Origin of the sequence: Olleya sp. 1-3 (genome assembly GCF_002836085.1) — a bacterium.
Lineage (GTDB): Bacteria > Bacteroidota > Bacteroidia > Flavobacteriales > Flavobacteriaceae > Olleya > Olleya namhaensis.
This window is the reverse complement of the sequence record NZ_PJBW01000003.1, coordinates 32,093-50,591: the sequence shown is the minus strand read 5'-3', so window position 1 is coordinate 50,591 and position 18,499 is coordinate 32,093. Positions and strand designations below refer to the sequence as shown.

The window sequence follows — 18,499 nt, the reverse complement described above, 5'->3', positions numbered from 1 at the left end:
AATATTGGTTGTGCCTTTTATTATTTACTTTTAACTGTATTAGTCCGATGCTGGTGGCGGTGGTGTAATCCTTTTAGCTTCTAAGTCCGTGAAATCAAAAAAGACCAACTTTTGATCGTTTAATGCGTCAATTGCTATTTTTTTGTTCTTTTCTAACTTAGCGTATTCCGTTTGATACCATTTTTTTGACAAATAGTTTTTGTAATCATTAATGCCTTTACTTATTTCAGTTATTAAAGGCTGTAAATAAGTAACAGGAATGTGTTTTTTATAAAAATGAAATTCAAATTGACCTTTAGAAATGGAATCGAATACATCCGTATTTGGAATTCTGATTTTATACTTCAATTTTGATGAAACTTCCATTGCTCCGTTTGCATTTTTAAGATAGTTGAAGGCTAAATGTCTTAACGAATCAATAGTTGTTAATGACTGATTAAACAGTAGTTTAGTATTGTTAACTGTATCAATTGTGGCATTGTATCTATTACAACCAATAAAATCCGAAAGGCTATCTTTTAAAAATAAATACTCTGAAATAGCATTTTCTAAATTGTTAGAATTAGGATGGTTCTGAATGAATGTAGCGTAGTCTCTATAATACCTTGATGTTTTTACTACATCCCAATCACGCTCTTGCACGTCTTTTTTCTCAATGTTTTTGCATTGAGTGGCAAATATTAAAATAAATAAAACGCTTACTTTTATTCTCATTTTTCTAATTAAGCAAGTAATTTACAACAGTTTATTTTATAAATAAAGTAAGCGATTAATTATAACTACCCCGTCAGAATGTAAGCTACTAAATAGAAATTATTTAAACAGACATAAGATCTTAGAATAGATAATAATTAAAATTGATATAAAACTTGACGTTATGCGACATAAAAAAGCCACTTTACAACGGTAAAGTGGCTTTTAAAATAGTATAAATTAGTAGCGTGGATTAATCGTTTTTAGCGAAGTAACCATCATTTGATACAGCTTTGTCACTTACCGATATGCTTCCTGTTTTAAACCATACTTCTGCATAGTTACCATCTGCATATTGCTTTTGGATATCGCCACCATGTGTTTCTGCTCCAGAGCACCAGTTTTTATTTACGTCAGGAGATTTTCCGTTAGTCTGATTGTAACATCCAAGTTTAAAGAAACAACCTTCTCCTGTGTATGCTTCTTTACGCTCTACACCATCTTGACCAATTGGAAAAAATAGTTTTTGAGTTTGTACAGGGATATCTGCTTTAGTAGCGTATTCTGATTGTAATAAGTTTTTAGTAAACGTTTTAGTCTCGTGTCCTGGACTTGTAAATGTAAGCTCCATAATACCTTGCTTTACAACCACATTATAGCTAAATTCTTCGCCTAAGGCTATACCATCTTCAGGTTCTGCCGGAAATGTATTAGCATCGCTACCCACTACAGAAAAATCGTTACCCCAAACAGCAGAAGAATAATCCCATCGTTTAGCATTATCGTCTCCTGCAGTATTAATTTCGTAATGCCAAAAGACAGAACCTTTAGTTTGACCAGGGTACTTTTTGTAAAATATTTTTAGTGGCTCGTTTTCAAAAGCATCTGCACTATGTATTTGACCAACTACCACAGCGTGCGATGCAGCAACACGTGCATCTCCTGTTGCAGACACATTCATTACTTTTAATGTCGCAGATAGTTTGTCATCAGCAGTTTCTGGATACCATTTTTTTGTTTGTGCTAGTTCGGTTCTGGTGTTATTTGATGTTCCGTGAGTATCACCACCATTTGGCGATTTAAACACAACCCAGTTGTCTTTTCCATCGTTTTGAGTGTAGAAAAAATCTTTGTTTTCAAAATCTGTTGCAATTCCTGCATTTGAACCATCACCTAAAATAAGTTTCCATTGGTCAAAAAACGGAATAACACTACTAGCGTATACTGTTTTTGGAGCGACTTCCGTTTTAGGCATTTCCGCTTGTTTTGTTTCTTTTTTACAGCTACTAAGTGTTGTTAAAGCACATAGAAGTAAAGTAGCTGAAATTGTTGAGATACTTTGTTTTGTCATTGTAGTTTAGTTTTTTTTTGGTGGTATATCGCAACAATACATTTATATTGCCTTGCATTAATAACAAAACCAAGGTATGCAAAATTTGGTTAACCAATTATTGATTTAACAAAAAAAAACCACTTTGCTAGCACAAAGTGGTTTTAATAATTACTAATTTTTCTTTTTCAATTACTTATCAATAGACCCTAAAACACGTTTCATAAATCCGTTTACTGCATCTTTTTTAGTTGCACCGTCTTTAATCATTTTATTAACTTCAATTGCACCGTACATATTAGAGATTAACTCTCCAATAACGTCTAATTCTTCATCTTTAAGAGATGGTACTTCAGTTAAGGCTTCTAGAGTTTCAATAGTTTCAACGATGTAATCTTCGTCATTGTCCTCTATAAATTGTGTTAAGTGTTTTATTACTGGTAATTTCATTGATAATTGTTTTTTGTTGTCTGTTTAAACGCAGTTAAGCTTTTGGCTGTAACTGCGCGTAACCTGACATTTATGTGTTATGCTACTTCGTCAACTAACTCTTTTAAAACGTCAAATTTGTTAGTCTGTGTTTGATTTACAAATTGTCCACCTTTAAATGTTGCAAACGTTGGTAAATTATCTACAGTTGCTAATTTTCTTGATTCCGGAAATTTTTCCGCGTCAGCGATAACAAATGTTATATTTTCTAACTCGCTAGCTAATTTCTTAACCTTTGGTTTCATGATACGACAGTTACCACACCATGTAGCCGAATATTGTACTACTACAGTGTCGTTATTTGCTATAATTTCGCTTAAGTTATCTTGACTTAGTTCTTGTAACATAATAATTTAATTTACGTGATTTGCTAAATAAGCTGCAGTACCTTTAGCGTTAGCTTGCATTGCATCTTTACCTTCTTCCCAGTTTGCAGGACAAACTTCACCTTTTTCTTGTACATGCGTTAATGCATCTACTAAACGTAAGTATTCTCCAACGTTTCTACCTAATGGCATGTTGTTGATACTTTCGTGTTGTACGATACCATCTTCGTCAATAATATAAGTTGCTCTGTAAGTTACGTTGTCACCTTCTACTTGTACAGTTCCAGTTTCTTCATCGTAAGTTTCGTTTTTGATATCTAAAATACCTAAGATGCTAGATAAGTTACGGTTACTATCTGCAAGGATTGGGTAAGTTACACCTTCAATACCACCATTGTCTTTTGCTTGACTTAACCATGCAAAGTGTACTTCTGGAGTATCACAAGACGCACCAATAACGATTGTGTTTCTTTTTGCGAATTCTGCCTTAGCAGCTTCAAAAGCATGTAATTCTGTTGGGCAAACAAAAGTAAAATCTTTAGGATACCAGAATAATACTACTTTTTTGTTGTTGTTTTTTGCTTCTTCAAGAACGTTGATTTTAAAAGTATCACCCATTTCGTTCATTGCATCCACATGTAAATCTGGGAATTGTTTTCCTACTATTGCCATTTGTTTAAAATTTTATAATTAATACATTGTTTTTTCAGTGTGCAAAGATACATTAGAAGGTAAAAAAAAATAGCCTAATAAAATTTTTAAATCTTATTAGGCTATAAATTTTAATTATAGTAAACTCTAAAGTGTATAATTTACAGTTATTTATCTTTTAGTTGTCTAATTTTAATATTAAGTGCAGCAAAAAATAAGGTTGTAAATGGACTTAGCCAGTTAAAAATGGCATAGACAAAATACTCTCCAACACCTACGCCTAAAACACCAGATTGGTATGCACCACAGGTATTCCATGGTATAAGTACAGAGGTTACAGTACCAGAATCCTCTAGAGTACGACTTAAGTTTTCTGGCGCTAGTCCTTTATCTTGATATGCTTTTTTAAACATTTTACCCGGTATAACCAATGCCAGGTATTGATCTGATGCAATTGCATTTAACCCTAAACAGCTTATTACGGTACTAGCAAACAATCCAAAGACTGTAGTGGCTAGTTTTAATAGTTCTCTTGTAATACGTGATAAGGCACCAATTGCGTCCATTGTACCACCAAATACCATTGCACAACATATTAGTAGGATGGTCCAAAGCATCCCGTTCATCCCACCTGCGCTAAATAATTTTTTTAACCTTTTAATGGTGATTAGTTTTTCTAAGTTTTCGGCTTTAGCCTTAACAACAGCAGCGTCTGCATAATCTGGAGCTAAAAAACTTTGTAAACTTTGTAGTGTATGCACACCTTTTAAATCGTCATCTGAAAATAGATTTTTAAGTTGTGGGTCGTTATTAACTTTCTCTATATCTGCAGGAGATAAGTTAGCTAGATATTCTGCGTTATCAATTTCTACACTAGTATCTGTTAATATAGAGGTTACAACTGTTTTGGTAGAAGAGTCTGTTATGTTTTCAATTAATTTAGATTGAAATACAAAGGCGAATACTGCTGCTAGAAGTACACCAGAAATTAAGGCTGCTACAGGTTTAACTTTAAAAAGAATTAATACAACTACAGCTACTGGTACTAAAAAAAGTAGCGGTGTAATATTAAAGTATTTGTCTATTGTTCCTAAAATGAAAGAGGTGTCAGAGCTACCTGTAGACTCTATGCTTACACTCATGATAGAAAACGCTATAAGTGTAATAATTACTGTTGGTACAGTAGTAATACTCATGTATTTTATATGTGTAAATAAATCTGTTCCGGCCATAGCAGGCGCCAAGTTTGTTGTATCACTTAAAGGTGACATTTTATCTCCAAAATAAGCTCCAGAAATTACGGCTCCAGCAATCATACCTGGGCTAATCCCTAAAGCTGTACCAATACCAATAAGCGCAATACCAACAGTTGCAGAGGTGGTCCAAGAACTACCTGTAGCAATAGATATTACTGCACAAATAATAACAGAAGCCGGTAAAAATATGGATGGATTTAAAACTTGTAATCCATAATATACCATAGCGGGTATTACACCACTAATTAACCAAGTTCCGGCTAAAGCACCAACTAAAAATAAAATCATGATCGGGACAAATACACTTTGTAAGTTTTCCCATATTTCCTTTAGCATTAGTTTATAGTTTACTTTATTAAAGAAACCGACAACTGCTGCAATTGCACCTGCGATTAATAAAATAAACTGATTAGAATATGCACCTAAAGCTTCGCCATCTGCCACAAATATGTTGTAAGCTAGCATACACATTAACAATACAACAGGTATTAATGCTTCCCAAATGTTTAGTTCTTTATTCTCTATTATGGTTTGATCTTGGATTTCTATTTCCGAAAGATTGTCGTCTTGCATTTAGTTAGTTTTTTGGATATGTAATGTTACGATTTTACAAGAAGCTATGCAAATGGATTTGAGTGCTGACAATTAGGTAGTTATCTGTAATTGTTAAGTTGAGTCTTTAAAGGAGTAACTTTTTGCTAACAATCTCAAAAAAAAGGGGTAGATAATATACCATTGCTTTTGAGGTAATTTTGTGAATGATTTTTTATAGTATAGTTTTAATATAATGATTAAAAAAAGCCTGAACATTAAACATGTTCAGGCTTTTTTATTGTGTAAATTATATTGGTTATGCCATTGCTGTTTGTAAAACACCAACTTCAATCATGCATGCTTTTATCATGTTAAACGTACGTTCGATATCATCATCTAAACCAATAGAAAATCTAATTAGACCTTCGCTTAATCCCATTTCAGCTTGTTCCTCTTGTGGTATTTCAGAAGATGTAGAGGTTCCGGGAGCACTAAATAATGTTTTGTAAAACCCTAAACTTACAGCTAAGTAACCCACATTTTTTTCTTGCATTAATTCCATTAATGCGTTTGCCTTGTCTAGTGATCCTGCATCAATAGTTAGCATACCTCCAAAACCATAGGCTTCATTCATCATAGACTTAAACACATCATGAGAAGGGTGAGAAGCTAATCCTGGGTATACGGTCTTTATACCTAAGTCTTCAAATTTCTCAGCTAAATAAGCTGCGTTTTTACTGTGTTGCTTCATTCTAATATGTAACGTTCTCATATTTTTTAATATTGAAGATGAGCGCAAACTATCCATAGAAGCACCAAGTAACATGCTAGCACCATCAATGACACTTTTAAGTGAATTAACAAAGTCTGCACTACCACAAACAACACCTCCCATGGTGTCCGAAGAGCCATTAATAAATTTAGTTAAACTATGAATTACAATATCTGCTCCTAATTGCGCAGGCGAAATTGATAAAGGAGAAAACGTATTATCTACAACTAACGTTAGATTATGTTTTTTTGCTAAAGCGGCTAAACCTTTAATGTCTGCAACTTCTAATAAAGGGTTACTAACAGACTCGCAATACAATACCTTTGTGTTTTTAGTAATTGCAGCTTCTACAACGTCTAGTTTAGTAATATCCACAAAAGACGTTTCAATGTTCATTCTAGGTGTAAAGTTCTTTAAAAAAGCATAAGTACCACCGTAAATCGTTCGGCTAGATACAATATGATCACCAGCGCCACAAAGTTGTAGAAGAGTAGGTGTGATGGCGCCCATTCCTGATCCTGCAACATTTGCGCTTTCTGTTCCTTCCATAGCAGCTAATGCTTCGCCTAAATAAAGGTTAGAAGGTGTAGAGTGTCTAGAGTATAAATAGCAACCATCTGTATTACCTTCAAAAGTATCAAACATGGTTTTTGCTTTCAAAAAAGTATAAGTAGATGAGTCTGAAATAGAGGGGTTTACACCTCCAAATTCTCCAAAATATTGTAAGTCCTGAATGTTGTCTGCTGGTTTAAATGACATAAGTATGATTTTAGTATTTATTATATCAAATATGCATATTATTAGAATAATAATCAATGCTTGGTTAAGTATTAGGAATATAAAACTATATAATTGTGTTTTCTCGGAAAATAAAGTATGTATATTTGAATTTAATCTAATTACACTGAAAATTTTTCGATTATGACCTTTGATGCAATAGACAGAAAACTCCTTCAATTACTACAAAATGATAGTAAGCAGACTAATAAAGAGTTATCTAACAAACTAAATTTATCCGTAACCGCTGTTTTTGAGCGTATTAAAAAGCTCGAAAATAATGGCGTAATAAATAAATATGTAGCGCTAGTTAAAAAGGAGAAGGTCGAAAAAAGCTTTGTTGCATATTGCCATATTAAACTGTCACAACATATTCAAGAGTATGTGGTGCAATTTGAAAAGGAAGTTACAAATTTAACAGAGGTTTTAGAGTGTCATCATATTAGTGGCGATTATGACTATATTTTAAAAGTTATGGTAAAAGATATGGAAGCGTTTAGAGAGTTTATGGTTGAAAAACTAACCAACATAAATCATATTGGTAGTACGCATAGTATGTTTGTTATTAGCGAAGTAAAAAGCACAACTGCAATTCCGATTTAATAAATGGCACATGTTTTGTTTAAATTTAAAATCTTAAAAGAGAAGATTAGTTTAATCTAATTTAATGTTGTGATTTATTTTTTCGTCGTAAAAAACGATGCCAAAGCAACCTTTTCTTCTTTTTTTACGTCTTTATAAGTAAATACAATCATTTAAAATCGCTATAATTATGAGAAAGTTGTTTACCTGCCTAAGTATTATATTATTGTTAGTCTCTTGCAACAGTATAGAGACCTATAATTTACAAGTCACCAAGCAACATGCTGTTCAGGATTTGCGTGATGATATTGATAATATTTATACTCAGTTAAAACGGAATCATCCACATTTATACCAATTTACATCTAAAGACGTTTTAGACTTTAAGTTTGATAGTTTAAAAATCGCGATTACTAAACCAATGGATAGTCGTACGTTTTATAAGCAATTGGCAGCGGTTACAAAATATGTTGGCCAAGGCCATTTGTCTATTGCGCCTCCTTCAAAAAAATATAATAAGAAAGAAAGAAACAACCTTAGTAAATCGAAGTTTGGTATCAATTTTCTAGAAACTGAGTATTTAGATGAGAAACTTTTTATTGTGGATGCATTAGGACAGGATTCTGTTTTAATTAATGCCGAAGTTTTAAAAATTGAAGATGAAACACCTCAAAAATTAATAAAAAAATACAAACGTATTATTGCTTCAGATGGTTATAATACAACGTTTCATAATAGAGTAGCAGGAAGACGGTTTTTTAATTATTACACAAGAGATGTAGGTCGTTTTGATAGTATTTCTTTTACGTTAAAATTATCAGATTCTACTTTTCTAAAAAAATATATAAGAGGTATTGGTAAAGACACTACTAAGATTGATTTAGTTGTTGCTAAAAAAGAGTCTTTGTCAGCAATAAAAAAAGATAAAGTAAAACTTACAAAAGCCGAACGTAAAGCCAAAAAGGTAAAAGCAAAAGCTTTAGGGAAGTATAATAGTAAATATGGCTATACACCAATAAAATTTTTTCCTGAAGTAAAAAAATATAACAGGAACTTAAATTTTGTGGGACAGGATAGTACTGTTGCGTTATTAAAAGTACAATCTTTTACTAAAGGTAATTATGAACGTTTTTATGACGAAACCTTTACAACATTGGATTCTCTAAAAACCAAAACATTAATTATTGATTTAAGAAATAACTTTGGAGGACGTTTGTCTGAAATAGCCTATCTATACTCATATCTTTCAGATCAAAATGTTGCGTTTGTTAATAAAAGTGAAACCAAAACTAGAATGCCATTTCTAAAAAGTATTATGAGCAATTCAAATCCTTTAGGAATTAGAGTTTTAGCGGGAGTGTTGTCTCCTTTTATAGCTCCGGTAGAATTACTTAAAAGCAGTAAAAAGGACGGTAAACTATATTATAGATTAAAACAGGCAAAGGTTAGTGAGGCTAAGTCATTAAATTTTAAAGGTAAAATTTATGTGCTAATTAATGGTAACTCATTTTCTGCATCGTCAGTATTATCTTCTCAGCTTCATGGTACACAACGTGCTACTTTTGTTGGAGAAGAGACTGGTGGAGCATACAATGGGACAGTCGCTGGATTAATGAAAACATATATATTACCTAACTCAAAAATAGAAGCAAAGATAGGATTGCTGTTTATAGATACTAAACAGAAAATGAGCACAGATGGTTATGGCGTTAAACCTGATGTAGAAATAATTCCGACTTATCAAGATCGTTTAAATAACATTGATCCAGAATTACATTGGGTTTTAGAAGATATAGAAGCGCAAAAGTAAACTTGGATATTGAATTATAACTTATCTCTGATTTAAAAGTGAATACCACATATGGTTTTCATTTGTCTATATTATTATAAAATTAGCTTTAAGTCGTTAGTAAATAATCACACAAAATTGTACTTTTGTTATAGAAAGTAACAATTAATAATTTCCGCGAAAGCGAAAAAATAAAATATATGAGTCAATACGACGTAGCAATTATCGGTTCAGGACCTGGTGGATATGTAGCAGCAATACGTTGCGCACAATTAGGAATGAAAACTGCAATTATTGAAAAATATTCTACTTTAGGTGGTACATGTTTAAATGTTGGATGTATACCAAGTAAAGCATTATTAGCCTCTTCACATCACTATGAAGAAGCAACTAAACACTTTGAAGATCACGGAATTGAAATTCCGGGTGAGATCAAAGTTAATTTAGAAAAAATGATTGGTCGTAAGCAAGCAGTTGTAGATCAAACAACTGGAGGTATTGACTTTTTAATGAAGAAAAACAACATTGATGTTTTTACTGGAGTTGGAAGTTTTAAAGATGCGACTCACATTACTATTGAAGGTGAAGAAACAACTGTAATTGAAGCAAAAAACACCATTATTGCTACAGGAAGTAAGCCATCAAGTTTACCATTTATTACTTTAGATAAAGAACGTATAATTACATCTACTGAAGCTTTAAAACTAAAAGAAATCCCTAAACACATGATTGTGATTGGTGGTGGTGTTATTGGTTTAGAGTTAGGTCAAGTTTACAGACGTTTAGGTGCTGAGGTTACTGTTATTGAGTATCAAGACAGAATCTTACCAACAATGGATGGTGCATTGTCTAAAGAGTTAAATAAAGTCTTTAAAAAGGCTAAATTTAAAATGATGTTATCTCATAAAGTACAATCTGTAGAGCGTGTTGGAGATGAGGTTATTGTTAAAGCAGAAAACAAAAAGGGAGAGGTTGTTGAGTTTAAAGGAGACTATTGTTTAGTATCTGTTGGACGTAAGCCTTTTACTGATGGTTTAAATGCTGAGGCAGCTGGTGTAAAATTAACAGACAGAGGTCAAGTTGAAGTTAATGAGCACTTACAAACTAATGTATCTAACATTTACGCTATTGGAGATGTTGTAAAAGGGGCAATGTTAGCGCATAAAGCTGAAGAAGAAGGTGTTTTTGTTGCCGAAACTTTAGCAGGTCAAAAACCACATATAGATTATAACTTAATTCCTGGTGTTGTTTACACATGGCCAGAAGTTGCTGCTGTTGGAAAAACAGAAGAAGAGTTAAAAGAATCTGGAGTAGATTATAAAGTAGGTCAATTTCCGTTTAGAGCGTTAGGTCGTGCTAGAGCAGGAGGAGACTTAGATGGATTTGTAAAAATCCTTGCAGATAAAAAGACTGACGAAGTATTAGGTGTACACATGATTGGTGCACGTTGTGCAGATTTAATTGCAGAAGCAGTAGTTGCTATGGAATTTAGAGCATCTGCCGAAGATATTTCGCGTATGTCACATGCACATCCAACTTTTGCAGAAGCGGTAAAAGAAGCTGCTTTAGCTGCAACTGATGATAGAGCATTACATGTTTAAAAGTTAAGTTGAGAATCCGCTTTCGCGGAAATAAAATTTAAAAAAAAGCGAACCAATTTGGTTCGCTTTTTTTATGTAAATAATTTTTAAGGGTAGAGTTGATTTATTATAATTATTTATTATTGAATTGTTTTTGGTTTTAGATGTAACTATGCGTAAAGTTAACTAATTGAGTACGGGAACGCTAATACGCTTTTCTAATTGACTGTTTGTGTAGTACTTTGGTTGGTAGATAAAAGTATGTTTAAACCACAAAAAAAAAGCGAGCTAAATAGCTCGCTTTTTTTTATTTATTATTACGTTTATTGTAATTTTTATCTCCTCTAGTTTTAGGTTTCTTGTATTTGGCAGCAATCTTAAACTTATAACTACCCCCTAAGTTTTCCTTACTGTTTTTTTCTGATTTTTCATGAAAAGCAGGTCCAGGTGCGTCTATATCCTTTCGTTTGGTTGGATTGTTACGTTCTTTAATTACAGTACGTTCTTCTTCAATCAACTCCGTAGAGATTACAACTTCCTTAGGGATTTGTAATTCAGGAATTTCCATTTGCATTAACGTCTCAATCTTTTCAAGGCCTTCTTGTTCTTTTATTGTAGAAAAGATAATGGCTTGACCTTCGCGCTCTGCACGACCAGTTCTACCAATTCTGTGCATGTAGTTTTCTGGATAATCTGGCGTATCAAAGTTAAATACGTGTGATACGTTATCAATATCTAAACCACGTGCCATAACGTCTGTAGCAACTAGAATACGATTTACACCCTCTCTAAATTGCTCAATACTACGTAATCTATAGTTTTGTGTTTTGTTGGAGTGTATAACACATAATTCTTCATTAAAAAACTCGTCTAAAGCTTCAAATAATCTATCAGCCATACGTTTGTTAGATACAAAGACTAAGGCTTTATTGTACGTTTCAGCATCCTGAAATAAGTGTACTAATAAATTAAGTTTAGTGTAATAATTAGGAACACTATATTTTGTTTGTGATATATTTTCTAATGGCGTACCAGAAATTGCAATAGATACTTTTTGAGGAGCAGTAAAAAAATCTGTAATTAACGCGTCAACATCATCCGTCATTGTTGCAGAAAACATAATGTTTTGTCTACGTTCCGGAAGGATATCAAAAATATTAATTAATTGATGTCTAAATCCTAAATCTAACATAACATCTACTTCGTCAATAACTAGACGCTCTAAAGACTTAAGTTGTAGTACACGACTAACCGCTAAATCATATAAACGTCCTGGTGTTGCAACAATAATATCTTGACCTTGTGCAACAGCTTGTTTTTGTGTGTTAATGTTTGTTCCTCCATAAACACCAAGCACACGTGTGTTTATATATTTTGCTAATTTTTCAATCTCATCAACAACTTGTACTACTAATTCTCTAGTAGGTACTAAAATTAAAACACGAGGGTTTTCTTGCTTAGAAAATTTTAGGTTTTTTAGTATTGGTAACATGTAGGCAAAAGTTTTACCTGTACCAGTTTGTGCAATACCAACCATATCAGCCCCACTAGCAACTACATTAAAAGCTTCTGCTTGTATTGGAGTTGGTTGTGTAAAACCTAGGTCGTCAATTGCGTTATATAAAGGGGTATTTAAATTTAAATCTCTAAAGCTCAAAACGTATTATTTTAGCCTACAAAATTACTACTAATATTTTGTTTACCCTAAATGATGCTCATGTATTTGTATACTGTAATTTGCATTAAAGGTTTCGTTTTGTGGTAATTTGATAATCCCTTCTTTTTCGGTTAGTTTTTGTGATGTGTTTTCAGCATCAGCAATACCTAACCAAGGTTCTATACAAACATAAGGTGCGTTTGGTTTTGCCCAAATACCTAAATAATTAAAGTCTTTAAAGGTCATATTTAGTATTTCGCCATGAGTTTTACTAACTAAAGCGACCTGTCTAGATTGTAAATCCTTGAAAATAAGCGCATCTTTAGTAAATAAATCGGGTCTTAATTGGATGCTATTTTTAGTGTCAAAAGCAGGTTTTGTTTGTTTGGTAACTAAACCATTATCCATATTTAATACATAGGTTTGAGCGGTTTCGTCAGTCTCAAAAACCAAGCTGTAATCGGTGTAAATTTCATCTTTATAAACAGGACATTTAAAAGCAGGATGTCCGCCAATACTAAAATAAATGGTTTGGTTATCTAAATTTTTAACCGTGTGATTTATATGTAACGTGTTATTAACTAAAGTGTAAGTGATTAAAAATTCAAACTTAAAAGGAAACTGTTTCAGTAAGTCATCATTGTACATTAAACTAAACGTCAAACTGTTTTTGGTTTGATCTATTAGTTTAATAGCATCACTATGTCTTGTAAATCCATGTTTTGGTAATGTGTACGTTTTGCCTTCAAAGGTGTATTCATCATTTTTTAAAGCACCAATTATGGGAAACAAATTGGGTGCGTGGCTGCCCCAAATGTCAGGATTTGCATGCCACATAAACTGATTGTCGTTTTTTACGGAAGCAATTTCGCACAATTCTGCGCCTTTCGGTTTAACCGAAATTTTTAATAGGGCATTTGATAGTTCAAACATCTGTTTTATATTTAATCTCATGACTAAAATACTCGTTTTTTTTAACATTTCTGTTTAACTTTACACAACATTTTTATAGTGAGAACAACGACAAAACATAAACTGACTAATCCTGAGGACTTCAAGCAAAATTTATTGTCTTGGAGCCAACAATTTGACGATGTCGTTTGGCTAGATTCTAACCAATATCAGCAACAGTATTCTAGCTACGATGCCGTTTTAGCGGTGGATGCCTTTACAGGGTTTCAAACGGATTATAAAAATGCGTTTGAACAGTTTAAAGAATACCAAACGTTAGCTAATGACTGGGTTTTTGGTTATTTGTCTTACGATTTAAAAAATGATGTAGAGCATTTAAAATCTGCTAATTATGATGGTTTAGCATTTCCTGATTTATATTTTTTTCAACCTAAAAAAATCTTTTTAATTAAAGGTGATACTGTCGAAATGCAGTATTTAAAAATGGTTGATGATGAAGTGGAAATGGATTTAAATCAAATACGTCAGTACAAGGATGAAGGACGTGACAATTTGCCGAATGAAAACGACCCAATTAAAATTGAACTGAGAATAGAAAAAGACGCGTATTTTGATAAGATAAAAACCATGCTTAGTCACATACACAGAGGTGATATTTACGAAGCTAATTTTTGTCAAGAGTTTTATGCAGAGGACACTGTTATAAACCCTTTAGAGATTTACAATAAACTTAATGCGATATCAAAACCACCATTTGCGACGTTTTTAAAACTAAATGATAAATACCTGATGTCGGCGTCACCAGAGCGTTACATTAAAAAAGAAGGTATTAAAATTATATCACAACCTATAAAAGGGACCGCAAAACGTGAGGACGATTTTATATTGGATTCTATTTTAAAAAACAACTTGGTTACGGACCAAAAGGAGCGTAGTGAAAACGTAATGATTGTAGATTTGGTGCGTAATGACTTATCGCAAACAGCCACAAAAGGGAGTGTTAAGGTTGAAGAGTTATGTAAGATTTACACCTTTGATCAAGTACATCAAATGATATCCACAGTAACCTCTCAGGTGGCCGGAAACACACATCCAATAGATATTATAAAAAGCACGTTTCCTATGGGAAGTATGACTGGAGCTCCAAAAATTTCGGCAATGAAAATTATTGAAACTTTAGAAGAAACCAAACGCGGTTTATATTCAGGAGCAGTCGGCTATATTTCGCCATCAGGCGACTTTGACTTTAATGTTGTAATACGTAGTATTTTATACAACGCATCTAATAAATATGTGTCTTACTCTGTTGGAGGAGCCATTACAGCAAAGTCAGACCCTTTAAACGAATATGAAGAATGTTTGATTAAAGCTAAAGCAATGAGAACTGTTTTAGAGAGTTAATTAAAAACTGTTAAATTAAAAATGCTAGAACACTTCCAAAATCACATTAACAACACGCTTCCTTTTCTTAAAAACAGCAAACTATTGCTTGCTATTTCAGGAGGTTTGGACAGTGTTATTTTAACGCATTTATGTAAAACATCTGGTTTAGATATTACATTGGCACATTGTAATTTTAATTTACGAGGTATTGAAAGCGATGGAGACGAAAAATTTGTTTTGAATCTAGCTAATAGTTTAGATTTAGAAGTGTTTACTGAAAGTTTTGATACTAAGGCTTACGCCGAAAGTAATAAAGAATCCATCCAAATGGCAGCAAGAACATTGCGTTACGATTGGTTTCAGGAATTAGCAACACAGTTGGGTTTTGATTACATTTTAACTGCTCATCATGCAGATGATAATTTAGAAACTTTTTTAATTAATCTGACTCGAGGAACAGGTTTAGAAGGTTTAAAAGGTATTCCGGAAATAAATGAAAACATTGTTAGACCATTGTTGCCATTTTCTAGAGAAACTATCGAAAATTTTGCAGTGTCTAACAAAATACAATGGAGAGAAGATAGTAGTAATGCATCTACAAAATACTTGCGTAATAAGTTAAGACATGATGTTATTCCGGTTTTAAAATCTTTAAATAGCAATGTTTTAACCAATTTTAAAAACACATTAAATAATCTTAATGATACAGCAGATATTGTGGAAGAAAGTGTGCAAGCGGTTTTAAAACGTGCAATAATCGATATTGATGATACTCAAATAAGTTATAAAATATCGGAGTTTATTAAAGTTAGTAATCCTAAAGCATATCTATTCGAAATATTTAAAGATTACGGATTTACCCAATGGACAGATATTGTTAATTTGTTGACCGCACAAAGTGGAAAGCAAGTGTTTTCTGCAACGCACCAATTACTTAAAAATAGAGAGACTTTAATTTTAAGTGAATTAAAAACGGAGGATAGTCAGCATGAAAATGAAGGGGCTGTATTAATTACTAATTTTAAAAACGAGGTAGATGTGTCGTTAGGCGTTTTATCTTTTGAAACCACAGAGAGTGTAGAAAAAACGGACACCTCGACGGTGTTTATTGATAAAGAAACGTTAAAATTACCATTAACTGTAAGACATTGGGAAGAAGGAGACTATTTTTACCCTATTGGCATGCAAGGTAAAAAGAAGCTTAGCAAATATTTTAAAGATCAAAAGTTGTCTTTGTTAGACAAGAAAAAGGTTTTATTATTGTGTAGTCAAGATAAAATTGTTTGGGTTATTAATCATCGTGCAGATGATAGATTTAAAATAACCAATCAAACCAAATCAATACTAAAAATTAAATTATCAAAATGAAGCATATAACCGCTTTTATACTGTTTTTTATTACTGCATTTACTGTAAATGCGCAGTTAGATCCTGTAAAATGGACCACTGAGGTCGAGAAAATATCTGACACAGAATACAACTTGATTTATAATGCTAAAATTGACAACCATTGGCATGTCTATTCTCAGACGTTACCTGAAGGAGGCGCAATTCCTACTGAGTTTTTTTATCAGGAAGATGTTTTAAACAAAGATTTTGAGTTAGTTGGTAAGGCTGTGGAAAGTGAGAGCATCACTGAGTTTGATAAAGTCTTTCAAATGGAGTTGTCTTATTTTGATAATGCGGCAACATTCACTCAAAAAATAAAGGTTACAAATCCAAATATCTCTTCAATTGAGGCTGAAATTAGTTTTCAAGCGTGTGATGACACAAAATGTATTTTTGAAAGCGAAATTGTAACGTTTCAGTTAAAAGAAGAGAAGCAATCTAAAATATTTGATCCTGTAAAATGGACGTCTTCAATAAAAAAGTTAAACGATACTGATTATGAGTTAGTTTATACAGCAACGTTAGAAGACAAATGGCATATTTATTCTCAGAATAATACGGAACCAATGGGACCTATTCCAACTGAGATTACTTTTAAGGATAACGAGAATAAAGATTATAAGACTATTGGTAAGCTAGAGGAGTCTCAAACTATTACAAAGTATGAAAATGCGTTTGCAATGGATGTTACTTATTTTGAAAAACAAGCAATCTTCACTCAAAAAATACAAGTACTAAATCCTGCGATTAAAAAAATTGAGGCGGAAGCGTATTATCAAGCTTGTGACGACGAAAAATGTTTGGCGCCAACGACATTTCAATTTATAAACAATCTTGATGGAAGCCAAGGTCTTGTGGAGACTTTAGCTATTGATCCACAAGATTTAGAAAAATCAAGAGCACTTAGTTTAGGTGTTACTGGTTGGGATAAATACAAAAAGGAAGACGTTAAAGAAGAGACTAACTTCGGAATATTTGTCCTTGGATTTATTGGAGGTTTAATAGCTTTATTAACGCCATGTGTCTTTCCAATGATACCTTTAACGGTTTCATTTTTTACAAAAAGTGCTGAGAATTCTCAAAAGGGATTAGCTAACGCAATCATTTATGGGCTTTTTATTTTAATCATATATGTGTTATTATCATTACCATTTCACTTTTTAGATTCGTTAAATCCAGAAATACTAAATACGATATCTACTAATGTGACGTTAAATATTATTTTCTTTTTGATTTTAGGTTTTTTCGCATTTTCATTCTTTGGATTTTACGAGATTACTTTACCTGCATCATGGGGAAATAAAATGGATGAAACATCGTCTAGAATAGGTGGTTTTATCGGTATCTTTTTTATGGCGTTGACCTTAGCAATTGTATCTTTTTCATGTACTGGTCCTATTTTGGGTTCATTATTAGCAGGCTCGCTAACAAGCGATGGTGGCGCTATGCAATTAACAGCCGGAATGAGCGGTTTTGGATTAGCTTTAGCTTTACCGTTTACATTATTTGCAATGTTTCCAAAATGGTTAAACTCATTACCTAAATCTGGAGGTTGGTTAAATTCAGTTAAAGTGGTTTTAGGATTCTTAGAATTAGGGATGGCATTTAAGTTTTTATCAAATGCAGATTTAGTTAAACATTGGGGACTTTTAAAACGTGAGGTATTTATCGGTATTTGGATTATAATTGGGATAGGTCTATTACTTTATTTATTAGGAAAAATTAAGTTTCCGCATGATAGTCCACTAAAAAAGTTAAGCTTTAGTCGCATATCATTTGCTGTTCTAGTGGGAGCATTTGTTATTTATTTAATTCCTGGATTGACTAATACAAAATATGCTAACTTAAAATTATTGAGTGGTTTCCCACCACCTTTACCATATAGTCTTTATGAAAAAGATAGCGATTGCCCGTTAGGTTTAAATTGTTATAAAGATATAGACCAAGGTCTTGCAGCAGCAAAAGAAGAAAATAAGCCAATCATGTTAGATTTTACAGGTTGGGCATGTGTCAACTGTAGAAAAATGGAAGAGCAGGTTTGGAGTCAAGATGCTATTTATCAAATCCTAAAAGACGAGTATATTATTGTGTCTTTATATGTGGATGACAGAAAAGAATTACCAAAAGAGGAACAGTTTAAATTTGTCAAAGCCAATGGTAATTTAAAAAACATTAGGACTATTGGAGATAAGTGGGCAACATTACAAACGTTAAATTTCCAAAATAACTCACAACCATTTTATGTTTTGGTTAATGATAAAATGGAGCTTTTAAACCACACAACAGCGTATACACCAAATGCTGACCAGTATCTTGAATGGCTTAAAGAAGGATTAGAAAATTTTAAAAAATAAATTAAAAATCCTGCATTAGCGGGAT

15 protein-coding genes are annotated in these 18,499 nt (G+C 32.6%); 6 read left to right on the top strand and 9 right to left on the bottom strand.

What is annotated here, in order from left to right:
• Nucleotides 1–39: 39 nt before the first annotated feature.
• The 7 genes from CXF54_RS04215 to CXF54_RS04185 all read right to left on the bottom strand — a co-directional run bounded on the left by CXF54_RS04215 (nt 40) and on the right by CXF54_RS04185 (nt 6,810).
• Complete coding sequence (locus CXF54_RS04215; RefSeq protein ID WP_101202577.1) at nt 40–714, bottom strand: hypothetical protein; 675 nt, start codon at nt 712–714, stop codon at nt 40–42.
• A gap of 232 nt (nt 715–946) precedes the next feature.
• Complete coding sequence (locus tag CXF54_RS04210; RefSeq protein ID WP_101202576.1) at nt 947–2,044, bottom strand: polysaccharide lyase family 7 protein; 1,098 nt, start codon at nt 2,042–2,044, stop codon at nt 947–949.
• 171 nt (nt 2,045–2,215) lie between these two features.
• Nucleotides 2,216–2,473 (bottom strand): DUF6952 family protein, encoded by a 258-nt coding sequence (locus tag CXF54_RS04205; protein ID WP_090840235.1) that lies wholly within the window; start codon nt 2,471–2,473, stop codon nt 2,216–2,218.
• A 77-nt stretch (nt 2,474–2,550) separates the two neighbouring features.
• Nucleotides 2,551–2,859 (bottom strand): thioredoxin family protein, encoded by a 309-nt coding sequence (locus tag CXF54_RS04200; RefSeq protein ID WP_101202575.1) that lies wholly within the window; start codon nt 2,857–2,859, stop codon nt 2,551–2,553.
• 6 nt (nt 2,860–2,865) lie between these two features.
• A complete protein-coding gene (locus tag CXF54_RS04195; RefSeq protein ID WP_090840231.1) occupies nt 2,866–3,510 on the bottom strand; it encodes a peroxiredoxin in 645 nt (214 codons plus the stop codon).
• Between the two features lie 146 nt (nt 3,511–3,656).
• The gene (locus tag CXF54_RS04190; RefSeq protein ID WP_090840229.1) at nt 3,657–5,318 is read right to left on the bottom strand and encodes a Na+/H+ antiporter NhaC family protein; all 1,662 of its coding nucleotides are present in this window, start codon (nt 5,316–5,318) and stop codon (nt 3,657–3,659) included.
• Between the two features lie 277 nt (nt 5,319–5,595).
• Entirely contained in the window at nt 5,596–6,810 is a 1,215-nt protein-coding gene (locus tag CXF54_RS04185; RefSeq protein WP_101202574.1) for an aminotransferase class I/II-fold pyridoxal phosphate-dependent enzyme, read from the bottom strand.
• 162 nt (nt 6,811–6,972) lie between these two features.
• Here CXF54_RS04185 and CXF54_RS04180 point away from each other — a divergent pair, with 162 nt between their 5' ends.
• The 3 genes from CXF54_RS04180 (at nt 6,973) to lpdA (ending at nt 10,800) form a co-directional block, all read left to right on the top strand.
• A complete protein-coding gene (locus CXF54_RS04180; RefSeq protein WP_101202573.1) occupies nt 6,973–7,431 on the top strand; it encodes an Lrp/AsnC family transcriptional regulator in 459 nt (152 codons plus the stop codon).
• Nucleotides 7,432–7,600: 169 nt separating this feature from the next.
• A complete protein-coding gene (locus CXF54_RS04175; RefSeq protein WP_101202572.1) occupies nt 7,601–9,220 on the top strand; it encodes a S41 family peptidase in 1,620 nt (539 codons plus the stop codon).
• Between the two features lie 179 nt (nt 9,221–9,399).
• The gene (lpdA, locus tag CXF54_RS04170) at nt 9,400–10,800 is read left to right on the top strand and encodes a dihydrolipoyl dehydrogenase (RefSeq protein ID WP_090840217.1); all 1,401 of its coding nucleotides are present in this window, start codon (nt 9,400–9,402) and stop codon (nt 10,798–10,800) included.
• A 286-nt stretch (nt 10,801–11,086) separates the two neighbouring features.
• On the opposite strand, the gene CXF54_RS04165 is transcribed toward lpdA, so the two are convergent.
• Nucleotides 11,087–12,436, bottom strand: coding sequence for a DEAD/DEAH box helicase (locus CXF54_RS04165; protein ID WP_101202571.1), 1,350 nt, complete (start codon nt 12,434–12,436; stop codon nt 11,087–11,089).
• A 42-nt stretch (nt 12,437–12,478) separates the two neighbouring features.
• Nucleotides 12,479–13,390, bottom strand: coding sequence for an aldose 1-epimerase family protein (locus tag CXF54_RS04160; protein ID WP_232782567.1), 912 nt, complete (start codon nt 13,388–13,390; stop codon nt 12,479–12,481).
• A gap of 54 nt (nt 13,391–13,444) precedes the next feature.
• On the opposite strand from CXF54_RS04160, the gene CXF54_RS04155 reads away from it, so the two are divergent.
• The 3 genes from CXF54_RS04155 to CXF54_RS04145 are packed head-to-tail and all read left to right on the top strand — an operon-like array spanning nt 13,445 to nt 18,474.
• Nucleotides 13,445–14,749 carry an anthranilate synthase component I family protein gene (locus tag CXF54_RS04155; protein WP_410503934.1) on the top strand — a complete coding sequence of 435 codons (1,305 nt, stop codon included), beginning with the start codon at nt 13,445–13,447 and terminating at the stop codon, nt 14,747–14,749.
• A gap of 21 nt (nt 14,750–14,770) precedes the next feature.
• The gene (gene tilS, locus CXF54_RS04150) at nt 14,771–16,099 is read left to right on the top strand and encodes a tRNA lysidine(34) synthetase TilS (RefSeq protein ID WP_101202568.1); all 1,329 of its coding nucleotides are present in this window, start codon (nt 14,771–14,773) and stop codon (nt 16,097–16,099) included.
• Complete coding sequence (locus CXF54_RS04145; RefSeq protein WP_101202567.1) at nt 16,096–18,474, top strand: protein-disulfide reductase DsbD family protein; 2,379 nt, start codon at nt 16,096–16,098, stop codon at nt 18,472–18,474. Before tilS ends, CXF54_RS04145 begins: the two co-directional genes overlap by 4 nt.
• The last annotated feature ends 25 nt before the right edge of the window (nt 18,475–18,499 follow it).